This window comes from Paenibacillus sp. JJ-223 (assembly GCF_927798175.1).
GTDB lineage: Bacteria > Bacillota > Bacilli > Paenibacillales > Paenibacillaceae > Paenibacillus > Paenibacillus hubeiensis.
In genome coordinates, this window is sequence record NZ_CAKMMP010000001.1 from 16,914 (window position 1) to 35,114 (window position 18,201).

The 18,201-nt window shown below is 53.2% G+C and carries 16 protein-coding genes; 8 read left to right on the plus strand and 8 right to left on the minus strand.

Annotated features, from left to right (window positions below):
* Positions 1-76: 76 nt before the first annotated feature.
* Complete coding sequence (locus L6H98_RS00065; RefSeq protein ID WP_339273151.1) at positions 77-541, plus strand: MarR family winged helix-turn-helix transcriptional regulator; 465 nt, start codon at positions 77-79, stop codon at positions 539-541.
* Positions 538-2,052 carry a DHA2 family efflux MFS transporter permease subunit gene (locus tag L6H98_RS00070; RefSeq protein ID WP_236411891.1) on the plus strand — a complete coding sequence of 505 codons (1,515 nt, stop codon included), beginning with the start codon at positions 538-540 and terminating at the stop codon, positions 2,050-2,052. Before L6H98_RS00065 ends, L6H98_RS00070 begins: the two co-directional genes overlap by 4 nt.
* 137 nt (positions 2,053-2,189) lie before the next feature.
* Here the strand turns inward: L6H98_RS00070 and L6H98_RS00075 are convergent, their stop codons facing one another.
* From L6H98_RS00075 to L6H98_RS00085, 3 genes are all read right to left on the minus strand, one after another.
* Positions 2,190-2,534 (minus strand): MGMT family protein, encoded by a 345-nt coding sequence (locus L6H98_RS00075; protein WP_236411893.1) that lies wholly within the window; start codon positions 2,532-2,534, stop codon positions 2,190-2,192.
* Positions 2,535-2,691: 157 nt separating this feature from the next.
* A complete protein-coding gene (locus L6H98_RS00080; RefSeq protein ID WP_236411895.1) occupies positions 2,692-3,420 on the minus strand; it encodes an RNA pseudouridine synthase in 729 nt (242 codons plus the stop codon).
* Positions 3,421-3,423: 3 nt separating this feature from the next.
* Positions 3,424-4,287 (minus strand): class I SAM-dependent methyltransferase, encoded by an 864-nt coding sequence (locus L6H98_RS00085; protein WP_236411899.1) that lies wholly within the window; start codon positions 4,285-4,287, stop codon positions 3,424-3,426.
* Positions 4,288-4,514: 227 nt separating this feature from the next.
* On the opposite strand from L6H98_RS00085, the gene L6H98_RS00090 reads away from it, so the two are divergent.
* From L6H98_RS00090 to L6H98_RS00100, 3 genes are all read left to right on the plus strand, one after another.
* Complete coding sequence (locus tag L6H98_RS00090) at positions 4,515-4,967, plus strand: flavodoxin (RefSeq protein WP_236411901.1); 453 nt, start codon at positions 4,515-4,517, stop codon at positions 4,965-4,967.
* A 5-nt stretch (positions 4,968-4,972) separates the two neighbouring features.
* A complete protein-coding gene (locus L6H98_RS00095) occupies positions 4,973-5,782 on the plus strand; it encodes a hypothetical protein (protein ID WP_236411903.1) in 810 nt (269 codons plus the stop codon).
* Positions 5,783-5,867: 85 nt separating this feature from the next.
* Positions 5,868-6,434 (plus strand): nitroreductase family protein, encoded by a 567-nt coding sequence (locus L6H98_RS00100; protein WP_236411905.1) that lies wholly within the window; start codon positions 5,868-5,870, stop codon positions 6,432-6,434.
* Between the two features lie 22 nt (positions 6,435-6,456).
* Here the strand turns inward: L6H98_RS00100 and L6H98_RS00105 are convergent, their stop codons facing one another.
* Both L6H98_RS00105 and L6H98_RS00110 read right to left on the minus strand, forming a co-directional pair.
* A complete protein-coding gene (locus L6H98_RS00105) occupies positions 6,457-7,914 on the minus strand; it encodes a 4-hydroxyphenylacetate 3-hydroxylase N-terminal domain-containing protein (protein ID WP_236411907.1) in 1,458 nt (485 codons plus the stop codon).
* A gap of 198 nt (positions 7,915-8,112) precedes the next feature.
* Positions 8,113-8,265 (minus strand): DUF1540 domain-containing protein, encoded by a 153-nt coding sequence (locus L6H98_RS00110; protein ID WP_236412898.1) that lies wholly within the window; start codon positions 8,263-8,265, stop codon positions 8,113-8,115.
* Positions 8,266-8,561: 296 nt separating this feature from the next.
* Between L6H98_RS00110 and L6H98_RS00115 the strand changes: the two genes are divergently transcribed.
* Entirely contained in the window at positions 8,562-9,374 is an 813-nt protein-coding gene (locus tag L6H98_RS00115; protein ID WP_236411910.1) for an ATP-binding protein, read from the plus strand.
* 82 nt (positions 9,375-9,456) lie between these two features.
* Here the strand turns inward: L6H98_RS00115 and L6H98_RS00120 are convergent, their stop codons facing one another.
* Together L6H98_RS00120 and L6H98_RS00125 are read right to left on the minus strand one after the other, a co-directional pair.
* Entirely contained in the window at positions 9,457-10,920 is a 1,464-nt protein-coding gene (locus L6H98_RS00120) for a HAMP domain-containing sensor histidine kinase (protein ID WP_236411912.1), read from the minus strand.
* Positions 10,905-11,591, minus strand: a complete 687-nt coding sequence (locus L6H98_RS00125) for a response regulator transcription factor (protein ID WP_236411913.1) — start codon at positions 11,589-11,591, stop codon at positions 10,905-10,907. Before L6H98_RS00125 ends, L6H98_RS00120 begins: the two co-directional genes overlap by 16 nt.
* Before the next feature lie 212 nt (positions 11,592-11,803).
* Between L6H98_RS00125 and L6H98_RS00130 the strand changes: the two genes are divergently transcribed.
* A complete protein-coding gene (locus L6H98_RS00130; protein ID WP_236411915.1) occupies positions 11,804-12,520 on the plus strand; it encodes a YceI family protein in 717 nt (238 codons plus the stop codon).
* A 282-nt stretch (positions 12,521-12,802) separates the two neighbouring features.
* Positions 12,803-17,170, plus strand: a complete 4,368-nt coding sequence (locus L6H98_RS00135; RefSeq protein WP_236411922.1) for a glycosyl hydrolase 53 family protein — start codon at positions 12,803-12,805, stop codon at positions 17,168-17,170.
* Between the two features lie 178 nt (positions 17,171-17,348).
* Here L6H98_RS00135 and L6H98_RS00140 read toward each other — a convergent pair whose 3' ends face one another.
* Positions 17,349-18,164 (minus strand): DUF6492 family protein, encoded by an 816-nt coding sequence (locus L6H98_RS00140; protein ID WP_236411923.1) that lies wholly within the window; start codon positions 18,162-18,164, stop codon positions 17,349-17,351.
* Positions 18,165-18,201: the final 37 nt, after the last annotated feature.

Sequence of the window (18,201 nt, forward strand, 5' to 3'; positions counted from 1 at the left end):
AAAAAAAGATGCTTATAATAAATAATTGTTCCCCTGATATTTCGTGTGCGAAATATTATATTCCAAAAGTAAAAGGGTGAAACAATTGTCAGATACACAGGACACATATGAAGTTTTCTACATCATCAATTCGTTTCGACAGGTTAATCAAATGCTGTTTCGAGAATTCTGGAATGAAAACAAAGAAATTGAATTGACCTCGATCCAATTCATGGTGTTATCCATTTTGAAGGAGCGCCCTTCGATCGGCAACAACGACGTGGCCGAATTGTGCCATGTCGGCAGCAGTTCGATGAGCGCCGTCGTAGAACGTTTGGTCAAAGGCGGATACATCGTTCGCACCCGTTCCGACTCCGACCGCCGCTCCGTTGTGCTGCAGATGACGGACAAAGGGGAACGCGCACAAAAGGAAACGCATCGGCTGTGGATGGAAAGAGTGTCTCCGATTTTGGACATTCCCAAAGAAGATTTGGACCACCTGCTTCGGATTCATAATCTGATGATTGAAAAGCTACAAGGAAGAGAGATGAACAACGAATGAGTACAACAACTGCAGCTGCTCCATCATCAGCGATGGACAGCATCAAGAAGGGACCGATTGTTGCCGCGCTATTGATCGGAGCATTCGTGGCCTTTTTGAACCAAACATTGATGAACGTGGCTCTTCCGAAGATCATGGAAGACCTGGCGATTGGAGCCAACACGGCCCAATGGCTGACAACGGGCTACATGCTCGTCAATGGCGTTTTGATTCCGGTAACCGCATATTTGATTGCGAAATTTTCCACGCGCCAAATTTTTATTACCGCCATGCTATTATTTACCATTGGTACGCTGATCTGCGGAATTAGTCCCAACTTTGCCATTCTGATGGTTGGACGGGTTATTCAGGCAGGCGGCGCGGGTATTCTGATGCCTCTGATGACGGTTGTATTTTTGACCATCTTCCCGATCGAGAAACGCGGTCAGGCCATGGGTACGATGGGGATCGCGATGATCTTGGCTCCGGCCATTGGACCAACATTGTCGGGTTATATCGTCGAGCACTATTCCTGGAGATTGCTGTTTTATATCATCTTGCCATTCTCCATTATTGCAACAGCGATTGGTATCGCTTTTGTCAAAAACGTAACGCGCCAATCCAAACCGAAACTGGACTATCCGGGCGTTATTTTGTCCACAGTGGGATTTGGCAGCTTGCTCTACGGATTCAGTGACGCAGGTACAGACGGATGGGGCAGTACGGTCGTTATCACTTGCCTTGTTGTGGGCGCCGTCGCTCTGGTCCTGTTCGTCATTCGCCAGCTGATGACTGATCATCCGCTGCTTGAGTTCCGCATTTTCAAATACAATATGTACACATTGACCACGATCATCAACATGCTGGTGACGATGGCGATGTTCGCGGGTATGATCCTGCTTCCGATCTTTCTGCAAAATATTCGCCAGTTCACGCCGATCGAATCCGGCTTGCTGATGATGCCGGGTGCCATTTTGATGGGGATTATGTCCCCGATTACCGGACGGATCTTCGATAAAGTGGGTGCGCGCTGGTTGTCCGTTGCCGGACTCGCCGTAACGGCGGTCACAACCTGGGGTCTGAGCAGACTTGCGATCGACACATCTTACGGATACATGATGTTTATTTACACAGCGCGTATGTTCGGGATGTCCATGCTGATGATGCCGATTCAGACAGCCGGTCTGAACCAGCTTCCGCAGCGCCTGAACGCGCACGGTACGGCGATGTCGAATACGCTCCGGACGGTTGCCGGTGCAATCGGTACGGCCATTCTCGTTACGATTATGAGCAGCAAACTCAAATCCCATCTGGCTGATACGATGGCAGCGAACCATATTTCGCCGACGGATCAGGCAGCCATGTTGAATGCGACGGCAGACGCTACGATTTATGGCGTTAACTATGCCTTTACGGTAGCTACGTGGATGACGGTAGCGGCAATGCTGCTGGCTTTCTTCATCCGCAAAACCAAACCAGCCGTAGAGAACGAAGCAAGTACGGAACCGAAAAAATCCAGTGCAACAGCGTAATACAACCCTGTCCTGCAGGAACGTGGATTCAGGGATGAGGATCATCCCATAAAATAAAAAAATCCCTTCCGGGTTAGTCGAATTGGCTAGCCCGGAGGGGATTTTTATTTGGGGCAGCGTACATGTTGCGCGCGCGATTATTCTTCATCGAGGGGAGGTTCCAGCAGGAAGTCGGGACCCGGATCATGGCCGAAGCGTTGAAGATCAATCGTGCCATCCAGTTGAAACTCTATGCCCTCGCTGATGAGCTCCGTTTCCTGCATCATACGGGAGTGCTCATCAGGGATGGAGATGGCGCCTTTGGCGTTTACGACGCGATGCCAAGGCAATCGCTCTTTACGGCTCATGGAGTGGAGAATGCGTACCACTTGTCTGGCGGCTCGCGGGCTTCCCGCAAGAGCGGCAATCTGTCCGTAAGTCATGACTTTGCCCTCGGGAATGGCGGCGATCATGGCGACGACTTGTTTGGTGAACGGTGTCACGAAAATCAGCTCCTTGAAGTTAGGTGATGGAGAAAGAGGTTATCGGAAAATGCTTTCGGCGATGCATCGTTCGAACAACCGGAACTTCGGTTGGAACATAGATAAGGAAAAAACCGTGCAAACCGGATATCGATCCGGATCTGCACGGTTGGAAAGTCTATTTGCTGAAGGTTTTCTCATAGAGATCGAGGGACCACTCGGACCATGGATACTCCCGTGGCGGCAGTGATCGGAGCACGACCTCTTCCTTCGTGACCGGATGTGGAAACGCAGCAATGGAAGACCAGAGCGCGATCTGTTGTCCGGGTTTGTTCAGATGTGCGCCGTATTTCTGGTCGCCATAGAGCGGGCAGCCGACAGCCATCATCTGAACCCGGATTTGGTGTGATCTGCCTGTGTGCAGCTCGATATGAACGAGACTGTGTTTCTCCGTTTGACCGACGACCCAATAGTCGAGCACGGCATCTTTGCCGCCCGAAGTGCCTTTGGGCACAACCTTGACCGTATTGGTACGGGCATCTTTATAAAGCGTATGCTTCAGCGTGCCGTTCAGCGCGGGCAGTTTGCCGTGTACAACCGCAGCATAGATTTTGCGAAAATCACGCCCGCGCACCGTATCGGACAGGCGGGAAGCGGCTTTGGACGTTTTGGCGAAGATCATCGCGCCGCCAACCGGACGGTCCAGCCGATGGACCAGACCGAGATATACGTTGCCGGGTTTGTTGTAGCGTTCTTTCAAGTCCTGCTTGAGCAGTGTAAGCAAATCCGGGTCGCCCGATGCGTCTTCCTGCGTAGGCACGTTCACCGGCTTGCTGATGCCAAGCAAGTGATTGTCCTCAAAAAGCACAGGGATATCCGCACCGGACAAATGTTTGTGCGCGGACATGGATCAGGACTCCCAACGGCCAAGGATGCCGCAAGGCAGGTTCAGGCCGCTGCGCGTAATCGGAAGGCCGATTTCTCCGGCGTTGATCGTGCCTCCGTATTTGGCGGACATGGTCATCGTCAGCATGTTGCGCAGAACGGTTGGGGAAATGCCTGTCGTATAGGAATTAATGAGCATAAACAACGGGTTGTCCGAAATAATCTCCATGCAGGATTCGAGGAACGGATGCAGGTTCTGCTCCAGCTTCCAGGTTTCGCCGTTCGGGCCGCGCCCGTAGGACGGCGGATCCATGATGATCGCGTCGTAGCGGTTGCCGCGACGGATTTCGCGCTGCACGAATTTGAACACGTCATCGGTAATGAAGCGTACCGGGCGGTCGGCCAGGCCGGACAGCTGTACGTTTTCTTTGGCCCATTGCACCATGCCTTTGGCTGCATCGACGTGAACGACGGAAGCCCCGGCGTACGCGGCTGCGACGGTGGCGCCCCCTGTGTAGGCGAACAGGTTCAGCACAGAAATCGGGCGGTTCGCGCCTTTGATTTTATCCATCATCCAGCTCCAGTTGGCTGCCTGTTCAGGGAACAGCCCGGTGTGCTTGAAGCTGGTCGGTTTGATATGGAATTTGAGGTTTTCGTATCCGATCGTCCAGCGTTCGGGAATAGGCTTTTTCATATCCCAGCTGCCGCCGCCGGAAGAGCTGCGGTGATAGTGCCCGTGCACTTGACGCCACTCGTTCGTTTCTTGTTTTTTCGGCCAAATAATTTGCGGATCCGGTCTGCGCAGAATGATGTCGCCCCAACGCTCGAGCTTCTCGCCGTCTCCCGTATCAATTACTTCGTAATCCTTCCAATTCTGTGCTACGTACATTGTGGTTTATCCATCCTTCGAAAGTCATTTGGATACTATTGTACAACAAATGATCACCTGCACGCCAGCTAAGGCGCGGATGAATTGCTTGGCCACAAAGCGCGAGCAGAATTGAGAAGGGAACTAAAATAATATTTGACAATGATAATCATTATCATTTATTATTTTGATGATATCGTATCGTTGGATTGACATGACATGAACCTATAAAAGCGAGGGGACAATAGATGGCTAAGTTATTGGTTGCATATGCAAGCCTGACAGGAAATACGGAAGAGATTGCAGAGTTGGTCGTGGAGGGAATCGAGCAGGCAGGGCACGAAGCGGTTCTCAAGTCCGTGACGGACTGCAACGCTGCCGACCTCATGGATTACGATGCATTTCTCATTGGAGTATATACCTGGGGAGACGGGGAAGTACCGGATGAATTTCTGGACTTTTACGAAGAACTGGATGAGCTTGACCTGAGCGGCAAGCGGGCGGCGGTGTTTGGCAGCGGAGATACGGCTTACGAGCAATTCTGCGGTGCCGTGGATGTGGTGATGGATAAGCTGAAAGAGCGCGGGGCGGACGTGCATTCAGAAACGCTGAAGATCGAATACAGTCCGACGGAGCAGGAGAAGGTGACTTGCCGCGATTTCGGCAAAACGTTCGCTGCCGACGGAGTAAGGGTGTCCTGATCATCATGTTGAAGCATAACATTCAAGCAGCTTCGGAACGTGAAACGACACGTTTTCCCGAGCGTCTGCTTGAAGATTACAGGCTTGAAGAAATGCTGCGCAGCCCGCATCGGTTTCTCCGCCCGGAACCGAATGCCGACCAGCCTGTCACCCTGGAATGGAGGCACCGCGTGCAATACGCGGTCAGCCACGCAGTCAATGCGTTTTACAGCATGGAGCCGGGGATTCGCAAGGAAGTGCCCATCCAGTATTTGCTGGAAAAATGGTGGCCCAAAAAAACGACCGGTTTCGATTCCGTATTGCATTATTGGGACGTGAAAAACCGGATTACCGACGAGTTGTCCCTCGTGGCGGCCATGAACGAAGATCTGGATTATCCGTCCATCGTGTTCGAACAGTGGAAAACGGAAATACCGTCGATGTCCATGCATTTGTCCATGATTTTTCAGACGGTCTGGCAGCCTGCCGGTTGGGACTCGCTGCTGATCCAGAAATACATGGTCGTTTACGACCCCAATGTGGTTGAAGCATTCCAGCATATGGCTACCTTATTTTGCTGGGAAGCTTTCGGGCAGCTGCCGGGCATGATCGAAACGTATTGCCTGTTAGAGGGGCGCAAAATCCGCCATCTCCCCGGGCCGAGGTCGCTGCAGCGCTCGCAGGATTACATCCGGCTTGTCCGGGAAAGCATTCCCCGAGCGAAGGAGTCGTGCCTGGATTCGGATCGGTTTACACCTCGGGATAAGGCGCGCATTCATGACGAAACGGACCGCTGGAAATGCGAAGGCGAGCCCAAGAAAAATTGGGTGATGTAACGTCACTTATAGTGGCGGAATGCTGACAGAAGCGTGCATGGATATGCCGATTCGAATGGACAGAGAACAAGGGAGGAGCGAAGAAATGTCGGCAGGTATGAGGCAAGATATGGGGCATGGCAAAAAGCGCACAGGCGGTTGCGAGTTCAGTCCGCTGCCTGTTCCGAAATCCGTAATCGCACGGTTGCTTGATCAAGCAGATCCTTCATTATACGTTATGACGCCGGAGCCCTGGCGGTTTATGCTGTTCTCCGGAGAAGGGCGCCAGCTCTACCTGGAGGCGGTTCGTCAGAGTTATCCCCCTCATCTGGCGGATCGTTACGGGGATTGGGCCGCGTATCAATACACCGAAGCCATTCCCGCGCATCTTGTCGTCGTGGCACCGTTTAACGCCCGGGAAGATGATCCGCTGCAGGCCAAAGCATGGAGCAGAAGGTTCAGCCAGCTTGCGGCGGAGCAGGGGCTGCAGGCAGTCTGGAAAACAAATGACTACCAGCAGCATCCCGTGTTTATGAATCTGATGGGTTTAACGAGTGCGGAACGGGTATTGGGCGTGTTCCACATCGGCTATGGGGATCGGCCTTCTTTCGGCGATCTGAGCGTGGGCAGACCGGCCTCGGAGCTAATGACCGTCTACGACCATCGGATGTAGTGTCCGCCGAATGGCCTAACGTTTAGCGGTTTGTATTCGTGATGAAATCAAGCACTTGTTTGCGGAAGCGATCATCGCCGGAATAAGCCGATACCAGTCGGCCCGACGCTGTAATCGTGTTGCCGAAGAAGAAACGTTCGAACTGCTTTTGTCTCCCGCCGAATGATCCGGCGCCGAGTTCCCATATGAGACGAAATAAGGCGGTCCGTTCAAATGATGCCAAATCGCTGCCTTTCAGGTACGTTTCCAGGTGTGCCGCCGCAGCCGAGCGGAAGTCTTCTTCTTGCGGGATCATGATCATGCCGCTCGAACCGACGAGCTGCAAAATTTCGATCATGTCGGGATACAGCTTGGGATAGATGAGGTTGGCGGCCATTAGCGGTTTGGGGGCAGGCAAAATAAATCCGCGTCCGTCCGGAATGGCACCTTCTTCAGCCGCAACGGATAATGCTTTCAACGTTTCCAGGCCTGCCATCACGCGGGCTGTTTTTTCGATAACATGTGATTCGGAGCCCAAATCGAGCGTATCGGTCAACAATTGGATCGTTCCGAGCAGAAACTCGGTTTTGGCAATATACCGGCACAGCACTTGATGCCCGGCATGAACGTGGAAATGGCTTTCCCGGAACAGGAGGGGGGACAGTTCCTCTTCTCCGGCGAAAAAAATTCGGTCATTGGGCACCAGCACATGATCGAAGATCACCAAATTGTCCATTTCCTCGTATTTGGAGCTGAGCGGGTAATTGAAATCCGACTCCGCCGCGTAACTATCCCGGCATACCATTGTAATTCCCGGCAAGTCATTGGGCACCGCGAAGGCAAAAACAAACGGGTTCTCGTCTTCGAATGGTGCAGGCGAAGGAGAAGGATACACAAGGATTTCGTCCGAGGTGGCGCCTTGGGTCGCCATCAGAAACGCGCCGCTGACGATCAGACCCTCATGGGTGCGTTCCACGATTTTGGCGGCGATCGATTCTTCCGTGGAATCCAACTGACCCGAAATTTTGCTCGCATGCGGCTGGATGAAGGCATGGGAGAGGGTGATATCATTGTCCCGGCAGTAGGCGTAGTAATTTTTCAAATTTTCGGCATATTGCGGCGATGCTTCGTTAAGTACTTCTGCGGCAGTATAGAAGGCCATAATCGCTGTATTCATGTAATCCGGAGATCTCCCCAGAAAACCATGGTGGATGCCTGACCAGATGTTCATCGCTTTTCGGCGTCTGCGCAAATCGTTGACATCGGTGGGCGGAAGAAAAGACATGCCTACAGGGCTCCCGTCGGATGGGGAAGCATAGGTCATCACGTCGGCCCATTGCGGGTCATGCTGCAAGTCATACATTTTCGCTTGCGTGCGCATCAATCCGGAGAACGCGAAATGTTCGGAGCGTTTACCGCTCAAAAGCTCTCCCTTGTACCAGCAAGGGACGGTTTGTTCGTCGATGCGGTTGATATACTGCTGGCCGTTTTTAGCGGGCATACACATTCACCTCTTGGATCGATTCGGTCATGGGCAGATTTCCTGCTGCCGTAGTTTACGTGGGGAGGCGCCCGAATGTGCATCCGTGAGCAAAACCGGGGAATATTTTAAAAATAAAGCTTGATAATAATTATCATTCTTGTTACAATACAAAAAGAAAAGGAACCGGCCAGGGTCCCTTTCCTTCAAGAGAGATGTTTATTTTACTTCAAATGTTTTGCAATCTGTTTCAGCAGAAGTGTTCGCCTCTTTGTTGCTGTGGCTTACAATGTAGATGGAAGAAGCGCTGCATTTGTTGTCTTGAGCCCAGTAACGGCAGGAGTTAACTTCACACAATACGTCTTTTGCCATGATTGTTGACCTCGCTTTATCGGAATTGTCATTCATGGTAAAACGCTCCAGACTTAGCAAGTTGCCGCTTGCGAATCTGATCATTTGCTCTAGCATGAGATGCAGGGCTTTTTTGCGTTTTACAAGAATGCAAATTAAGAATAACAAATATTGGGCACGCTTGCAACAGGATGATCTGTAATCCATGGATGATTTGCATAATAACTGGACAGACTTTGCAAAATGGGCTTCTTATGTTATTGTTTAATAGTAATATTTACGATTAAACCACAATGAAATGAGGAGCATCCGAGATCATGGGCAAATCTATGAATTCCTATCGTATGCCGCGAGCTAAAGGCATGGATATGGCTGCATTTTATACAAGCAAAGAATGTGAGCGCAAAGCGAGACATATCGTATTTTCCGCAGAAAATGAAAGAATCGTCGAAGAATTTATTGCGATCCAAGGCATGAAGGAGGGATTTGCGGCTCACGATGTGCCTTTGCCGAACAGGTTGGTCATGTTTGGTCCGCCGGGAACGGGCAAAACGCTAACCGCTTCGTATTTGGCAGCCCGACTGCAGCTGCCGCTTGTGCTCGTCCGTCTGGATGCGATCATCCACAGTCATCTCGGAGAGACCGGCTCTAACGTCCGCAAGCTGTTTGAATATGCCCGAACGAATCCGTGCGTGCTGTTCATGGACGAATTCGATGCCATTGCCCGTACCCGGGAATCGAATGATGAAGTGAAAGAAATGGCGAGGGTGGTCAACACCTTATTGCAATGCATGGATGAGTGGGAAGGGGAAAGTGTGTTTATGGCGGCGACCAATCTGGACGCACAGTTGGATCATGCGATATGGCGTCGTTTCGATACAAAAATAAATTATACCATGCCTGATCGCCAAAGCCGTGAGACGTATGTGGGCAAGCTGATCGGTTCCTTCGAACACGAACCGGGATTACCGGACTACATATGCAACCGCCTCGAAGGCTGCAGCTTCGCCGACGTGGAGCAGATCGTTCTCAAAGCCAAGCGAAAAGCGATCATTGCCGGCCGTTCGCTGCAAGAGCAGTTTGTGGCAGAGGCTTATGCCGAATACATGCCGAGACCGGTAACGACTTAGCTTTTGATCTTGAAGAAATGAACACCCCCGAAGATTTCGTCAGAGAATCTTTCGGGGGTGTTTTTGGTCTGCAATCGGTGTGTCAAGCATTGACCGGCGAACGGTAGGTTTGCTCGCGCTTGTGCTGATCCGGCGGGGTCCAGAGCGGAAGCCTTAGCGTAAAGATGCTGCCTTCCGGGCTGCTGGAAGCGAGGAACAGTTCTCCGTCCTGCGCCTCGGCGAGCAGACGACTGTAAGTCAAACCAAGTCCGAGTCCGCGAGTCCGGCGTTTTTTGAGTTCGCCGCGGTAGAAACGTTCGAAGATTTTGGGCTGGTCTTCAGGAGCAATGCCTGTGCCATAGTCCCGTACATCGATCGAGAGATGCTCTCCCTCGGCTTGCAGGCGAATCCGGAACGCAGGCGTTTGTTCATCAGACATGGCTTGAAGCCCGTTATTCAGCAAGTTGACGATGATCTGCTGAACGCGGAGCGCATCGCCGATCGCATACTGCGTGCCCGTTGACGCTTCCAATTCAATCTCGGGCATTTTGTCCTCGCAGGTGATCCTCCACTGATAGATGATTTCCCTTACCAGCAGATGGAGATCGATCCGTTCATGCCGCACCGCCACGCTGCCGGCGCTCATGGCGTTATAGTCCAGCAAATCGGCGACCATACGTTCCATCCGCTGAGATTCCTTCAGAGCGATATCGAGAAATTCCTTTCCTTCCTGGGGGCTGACAATGTCATCCCGTACGGCCATGACCAGACCCTTGATGGAGGTGACCGGGGTTTTCAATTCATGAGTGACCCCAGCCAAGGACAAGGCGCGCCATTCTTCCAATTGTTTCAGGCGAATGGACATATCCCGGAAGGAGCTGACAAGTTCATTCATTTCCTGTTCCTTCGTATCGATGTCCAGATTGACCTCATAATTGCCGATTCGGATCTGTTCTGCCGCATGGGCGACTTGCCGGATCGGTTTGGAGAGCTTGCGCGACAACCAATATATGGTGAACCAGCCGCACAGAATCAAGGCGGCGAGCAGCAGCACCACGATGACAAACGTTTCCGTGCTGAACGTGAGCGACTTTTTGGACTGCATGACCCATACTTTGCCAAGGGTTTCATTCGAGTCTGTAATGTTGACGGTAACGCCGGCGTAGTTCTTGTTCCTTGGCGCATTCAAGTCATCCGACAGATGATAGCGCACATCGTCCTGCGTCATTTTCGGCCTGGAGTACATCAAATGATGGTTGTTGTCCAGCACCATGATGCAGAAATAGTTGTCCGTGTTGAACAGTTTGATCCGCTTGTCCACCAGCATATCGATGTCCGGGGGGATGAGCAGCCTGTTTCCCGGTCCGGTCACTTTTTCCGCGATCTCAAGGCCGAGCAATTCGGCGGTTTTCATGCTTTTCTCAATGGACGTACTGCGGATCCAATAGAGCGCTCCTGCTGCAATCAGGGTGAATCCGATACAAAGAATCAGAAAATAGCGAAGAGTCCAGTAGGACAGCATGGATGTTTTGCGTTTGGGCGGATTCGGTTTTAGTTGGCGATCCAAAATTGATACCCCATTCCCCGCAGCGTGCGAATTTCTCCCGTTTCCGATTCCCATTGGCCTAGAGCCTGGCGCAGCCGCTTGATGGACAAGTCCACGGCCCGGTCGCTTCCATCATAGTCGAGCCCCCATACCTGTTCGATCAAGTGGTCTCTCGTGAAGGTCCGGTTGGGATATTCGGACAGGAACAGCAGCAGCGACAAGTCTCTTGGCGTGAGCGCCACTTCTGCACCGTGCAGCAAAACCTGCTTGGCCGTCAGGTCAATCACCAGGCTGCCAAAATATCGCTTGCCTGCACCGCCCGCCGTCAAGTAGGGATTGCGGCGCAGCACGGCATTGACCCGTGCCACGACCTCTTCCGGCACAAAGGGTTTGCTCATATAATCGTCCGCCCCGGCATTCAAGCCGTTCAGGCGGTCCTGTATATCGTCCAGTGCCGTCAGCATGATGACTGGACATGCGCTTTTATCACGAATCATTCGCAGCAGCTCCCAGCCGTCCATGCCGGGCAGCATGACATCCAGCAGAACGAGGGAAGGCGTGCTCGCATCAAACATGCTGTGGGCCGTCGGCCCGTCCGCGGCATGTCGCACATCGAATCCTGCTTTTCTCAGATAGGCAGCCAGCACGCGTGCGATAGCTTCCTCATCTTCGACGATGAGTATGGATTTCAAAGCGGGTTCTCCTTTCCAATGCCTTCGATTATTATCGGCACACGGCCTGAACTGATTGTACATGATCACATTTCTCAAAGCCAAGGCCCCTTTTTTCAGAAAATTGAAGGAAAATTTCCCTTGGTTTTCGTTTTGACGTCATCTTGACACATTCGGTTGATAAGATACTTCCAACGAACAAACAAATAACCAATCATTGGAGGAGAATAGAGATGAATAAAAAGACGAAGACTTGGGTGATTTCCGGCGTGGCCGCGATAGCGGTGCTTGGTGGTGGGGGTTATTATTTCGCGAACAGCTATTTGGGCAACAACGTCGAGATCGAGCAGGTACTGCCAGCCAGCACTTCGGGTTCCGCGGTGAGCGATGGCGGAGAGACGAGCTCCACAACGGGCGAAGCTGCGGGAGCGGAGCAGCTGAATGGCGATTGGAACATTGCCGAAGGTTCGAAAGTGTATTTCTCCGTAACGACATCGCGCGAAACCGTCAACTTCGTGGACGAGCAGGTTAGCGGCTCCTGGACAGTGAATGTGGACGATCCATCCCAGATGTCCGCCAGCGGACAGATCGAACTGGATGGCCTGGATTCCGGCAACGCTCAGCGCGACGAGCACGTGAAACAGGCCGATTTCTTCGACATCGCAACGAATCCGCAGGCGACGTTTACAGCAACATCGTTTGAAGGCGTTCCGGCAGAATGGCCGGCAGGCCAAACGGTCGACTTCAAAATGAACGGCACGTTAACGGTTAGAGGCATTGAGAAAGAAGTCACGTTTGATGTCAAAGCGGCGCAAGAAAACAACCAATTGCTGTTGTCCGCAACCACGGTCGTGACATTCGAAGACTTTGGCATGACGAACCCACACTCGGTTGTACTGTCCACCGAAAACGACATTCAAGTTCAATTGGAATTGAAACTGGACAAATGATCGGCCGAAGAAACACTCTATTATCTGATGTAGCAGCCGCTTCGATCCCATATCCAGCTCTCAAGTAGAATAAGCCTGTTTCCGGCCGGCATCTGGCAGGGGGACAGGCTTTTTGCATTGGGCCTTGCGCGTGAAGGATAGGCGCATTTTGTTGCAATAACTGCTGTTTCCTTTGCAAAATGCCGTGTTCCTCTCCAAATAGAAGCGCTTACAATTAGAGGTGATTTAGTGCATCACTTGTACAAATCAAGGCATGCCAATGCATGAGGGGGAGATCGGAAAGTGAACAAAAAGTACATATGCGGCTGTCTGGCCTTGCTGCTGATCATCTGTGATTGGGGATGGATGGCGCGGCCCGCTGCCGCGGCAAACGTAAATGTTGCCCTGAACAAACCGGTATCGGTAAGCTCGGAATACCAGGAGTACGGCAGCAAGAAGGAGCATTTGGTAGACGGGAGTCCGGATACACATTGGATGGCCAAGGCGGCAACGTCGGCGGACAGTCCGCAATGGGTCATGGTTGATCTGCAAGAAGCGTATGCATTGTCCGGCGCCGAGGTGACCTGGAAGGATTCGGATGTGGTCGTTCGGTATGCCGTCGAGACATCCGTGGATGGGGAAACGTGGACGAAACAAGTGGACCGTACGGATAATGATCATGCAGAGAGCACGGCCAGTCTGGAATTTCAGGCATCGGGCGCAAGATACGTGAAAGTCAGTATGCCATTTTACAAAGAAACCGGTGCTTGGGCTGCCATCTCCGAGCTTCAAATCTGGGGACAGGAAGAAGGCACGGAGCCTGCGGACATTACTTCTTATGATTCGGTTAGCGTGTCGACGCTGAGAAGGGTAACCCCTGAGCTGCCGAAAGAGGTAAATGCCCATTATTCCAATGGCAAACGAGCGGCCGTGCCCGTCGACTGGGCTGCGATCGATCCGGGGCAGTACGATGCAGCAGGCAGCTTTACCGTAACGGGGACGGTGTACGGCGCCTCCGTGCAGCCTTCCGCCACGGTCACGGTGCAGCAATATCGCGACGATTATGCGCGCGGGGTGGACATTTCCACGCTTACGGCGATTGAAGACAATGGCGGTACATATGTCGACAGTGACGGTACGAAGCGGGATTTGCTCGATATTTTGAAGGATCGGGGGGTGAACTATGTTCGCCTTCGTTTATGGAATGATCCGCAGAAGTCGAATGGCTACAACGACAAGCAAGATGTCATTCGGATGGCTACACGGGTGAAGGCCAAAGGCATGAAGCTGTTGGTCGATTTCCACTACTCGGATGAGTGGGCTCACCCTGGCCAGCAAATTCGCCCCAAAGCATGGGAGAACCTGTCCTTCGAGGAATTGAAGTCAGCGGTTCGGGAATACACGCAGGAAGTGGTAAGCGAGCTTAAAGCGGCTGGTGCAATGCCGGACATGGTTCAGATCGGTAACGAGATCAACAGCGGCGTATTGAACGGTCTGAACAGCAATGTGAATTTTGATGAAAATGCGGCTTTGCTGAACAGCGGCATTGCAGGCGTGCGCGACGTGGAAGGCGGCGACCAGGTGCGGATCATGATCCATCTGGCCGAGGGCGGAAAGGCGGAAATGTTCGATTGGTATTTTGGCGAACTAGAGAAGGGCAACGTGGATTACGACACCGTCGGATTATCCTATTATCCGTTCTGGCACGGCACGTTTGCCGACGTGCAGGCAACGATGAACCTTATCGCCGAGAAATACGGAAAAGATGTCATCATCGCGGAGACGTCCTATCCGTTTTCGTTCAAAAACGGGGATGCCCATGGCAACATTATCGGCACGCCGGAATCGCTGCATGTAGGCGGAGCGACATTTCCCGCCACGGTACAGGGTCAATATGATGCCATCGCCGGCATCATGGACATGATCGCCAAAGTTCCGGGAAACAAAGGCGCAGGATTTTTCTATTGGGAGCCGGCCTGGATCGCGGCGGACGTAGGCTGGATCGCTTCGGAAGGAGATGCGTGGGAGAACCAGGCCATGTTCGATTACGACGAATATCCGGGCAATGGGGGTTACTCCTACGAAGGACGCGCCCTGGATTCGCTGGATGTGTACAAACGCGGCATGGACATGGAGCCTGCCAACCGGCAGCGGCTGTGGGCAGCGATCTCGCGTGCCGAAGCGCTGGTGGAGAGCGATTTTGAGGCGGAGAGCTGGAAGACGCTTGCACCCGCGATCGAGCAGGCGCGCCAAGTCTACGAACAAGCCTATGCGAATACGGGGCTGACCCAAGCGGCGTCCGATGCTGCAGCACAGGCTTTGGAAGAGGTCATGCTGCACATGGAAGTCATTCCGGCCGATCTTACCGCACTTCAGGCGAAGATCGAGGAGGCTCGCACGTATAAGGAGGCAGACTGGTCTGCTGCGACGTGGGCGGTATTGGCAAAGGTGCTGGAGCAGGCTGAACGTGTATGGGCAGATCCGCGTTCCACGCAGACCGAGGTCAATGCGGCGGCAGAGAAGCTGGATAAGGCCATCCAGGGATTATCCGATGTGGACAAAACGGCTCTGACCATCCGAATCGGGGAAGTGCAGCAGCTTGCGGAATCCTCCTACACGAAGCGAAGTTGGCATGCGCTCAGAACAGCGCTGCAGGCTGCCATCGCCGTTCGTGACAAGACGGATGCGATCCAAGCGGAGGTGAGCCAGTCGCTGGCTGATTTGGAGCGGGCGGCCGAAGGGCTGATTTCGCTGGAAGCGCTGACGACAGGCAAGACGGCTACAGCATCCAGCAGTGCAGGTACGGGCGGCGGGCAGGCAAATTCGCCGGGTGGCGCGATCGATGGCAATCCGAACACGTCCTGGGGAACGGATCAGAGCGTCGGCAGCTGGTGGCAAGTCGATCTGGGGCAAACGGCCGTGCTGCGCAAAATCGAAATGTCGATGTGGAGCGGCGGCATCAAATACCGCATCGACGTGTCGGATGACAACGAACATTTCACGACGGTGATCGATACGACGAGCGACGTCGTGGTGTCGACGAGCCCGAGGCATGTTTTGCCGGAAGGTACGAAAGGCCGTTATATCCGGGTTACGGTCACTGCAGGTTCGACCTGGGTCGGATTCCTGGATTTTGAAGCGTATGGCGTGTTCCCGGCAGATTCTTCCGCGCTTGCTTCCACCGTGGATGCGGTGAAGTCGTTGCGTCAGAGCGATTATACGCGAGAGAGCTGGAGCGGCCTGACCCAGGCATTGGATTTGGCACATACGCTGCTGGCAGATGAAGAGACGTCTTCGGCGGAGCTTGCCGCCGCCAACGATGCATTGTCGCGAGCGATCAACGGACTGGTGAAGCAGCCGCAGACCACGGACCCGGGAACAGGCACAGGAGGAACAACCCAGCCCTCCCAGCCGGGCACATCCGGCAGCGGAAATCATGGCGATGCAGCCCATGAAGGTACGATACCGAACATTGCAGAGACAGGGAACGATCCGAGGGGTTCTTCGCTGACGATTCAAGGCACGTTGACCCAAGGCGTAGAGTATGTGGTTCAACCGACGCCGGGACAGGTGGCGCAGCAAGTGAAGGCGTTAGGCAGCGGGCAAAAATCATTGACGTTGATTGCCGATGTGCCGGATTCCGCGGAAGCGGTCACCTTCAAGCTGGATGCCGGACAATTCGCCGGATGGGTACGATCCGAATCGCTGCAGGTGTTGGAGCTATCGTTCAAACAGACGCGTGTACGCGTATATCTCGAAGATCTTGAGTCGCTGAAGGGCAACGTTTCCGGTGCCCTGGAGATTCGAGTAGGGGGAATGCCGTCGGATGCAACCGACGAACAACAAGCGGCCATGAAAAGCGGGAGAGAGATCGTACAGCTCCGGTTGTCGGTCAATGGAGAGCCCGTGGCATGGACGAACCGTGGCATTGAAGTGCTGTTGGAGGAGCTATCCGGGCCAAGCGCGGATCATCGGGTTCTGATTATGCAGACGCTTCGGGATAACGGGAAGCTGAAGCCGATCCTGTTCAGTCATTATGACGCAGCAGGCAAGCGGTTTGCGTTCAAACCGAATGAGCAAGGCACATTTGTGCTGACCGAAATTGCGGTGCCGTTCAATGACATCCAGCAGCATGCGTGGGCTTTGAACGAAGTGGGTGAATTGTACGGCAAAGGCGTCGTGTCGGGGATGACCGGGGACAGCTTCAAACCGCAAGAAGCGCTGACCCGGGCTCAATTCCTGCAGCTGCTTACGGGCGCGTTGGCCGACATGAATCACGAAAAGGAGAGCATTTTGCTTCCGGCGGACGTGAACGAAGATGCGTGGTATGCCGAGGCGGTGCGTCGGGGGATGCAGATGGGCATCGTGACCGGCAAAGCAGACGGCACGTTCGGAGCGAATGAGCCGGTGACGAGAGAGCAGATGGCCGTCATGCTGCAGCGGGCGCTGCAAGCTATGCACGGTGGCGAGGCAGCGAATGCTTCAGCAGCGGCGACTTCCCGATTCAGCGATGACGAAAGCATTTCCGCGTATGCGAAACAGGCGGTCGCGGCCATGCAGGATCTGGGGCTGCTCCAAGGCATGGCAGATGGCAGGTTCGAGCCGCAAGGGACGACCAGCCGGGCGCAGGGTGCCGTCGTTGCTGCACGTATGCTGCGGCAGTTATACTAAGTTGGAACGTCAAAAGGATCGGGCCATAAATGGGCCCGATTTTTTTCCGTTTGCGGGAGTCCGATCAGTTAACTGACGGACCTTCGGTTAACCATAGGCCAACAAGCCTTTAGGCATCCGCCTGAATTTCGGATCATCGGGGAATGGAATCGTTTGCGCTCTTTCCACGAGGTCCTCCTTAAGCTCTTGGAGCTTTGCTGTAGATTTTCCGTTTGTGAAAGGACAATGAGCGGTATCGGCGTGATAATGTGCGGATTTCCTGATTCGATAAAGAAGAGGCGTCCTTCGAAAGGCTCTTGTTCTTCGAGCTCCTCAGGATCATGCGCTCGGCATGACTTGAGTACATATAGTTGGCATAGGTTTCATATTCGGAAAAGCCGAATTGCTTCTTCTTGTTGATGCTGGATAGGATTGCCTTATACCACGGCAAGCGGTGGATCGTTTCGATTTTCTTTTTTAATGAAGCAAGCTCCGTTTTTTCAAACAGCATGTAGTGGGTGACGAATGAACGGGGCCGAGGGGCTTTGCTGCGCAGCAGCTTGCGGTACGTGTTGAAATATTCGGGTTGGCTCCAATCGCGACAATAAAATGCAGTTTTGTTACCGGTCATGAACGAGTGGGGGCGAATCAGGACGGTATCCGCATCGATGACCAGGAAGTGCTGCGCTTTGACGACGCGGTCTCCGTTCATTTTTAAAAGTTGCTGGTACAGCCATCCCGACCGGTTCCACCGGGACGATTGATAATGAATATCGTCTTTGGTGAAGGGAAGGACGGTTCGTTCGTTCACGAACGTACAGTTTTTACGGGAGCAGAGCTTTCGGATACCGCTGCTCTCCGGAGATACGATGTAGATTCGACCAATGGGATGCCGGACATGGCGTCGAACGCTATCGATGACATGGGGAAGGGTATTCAAGTCTTTATCGATCGCGGGGATCAGCACGTCGATTCGGGTCGAGTTGTTGGCTTCCGCTTTAGCCTGAACGGCCATTTCTTCAGCTCCTTGCGCGTTGGTTTTCATTTTGTTC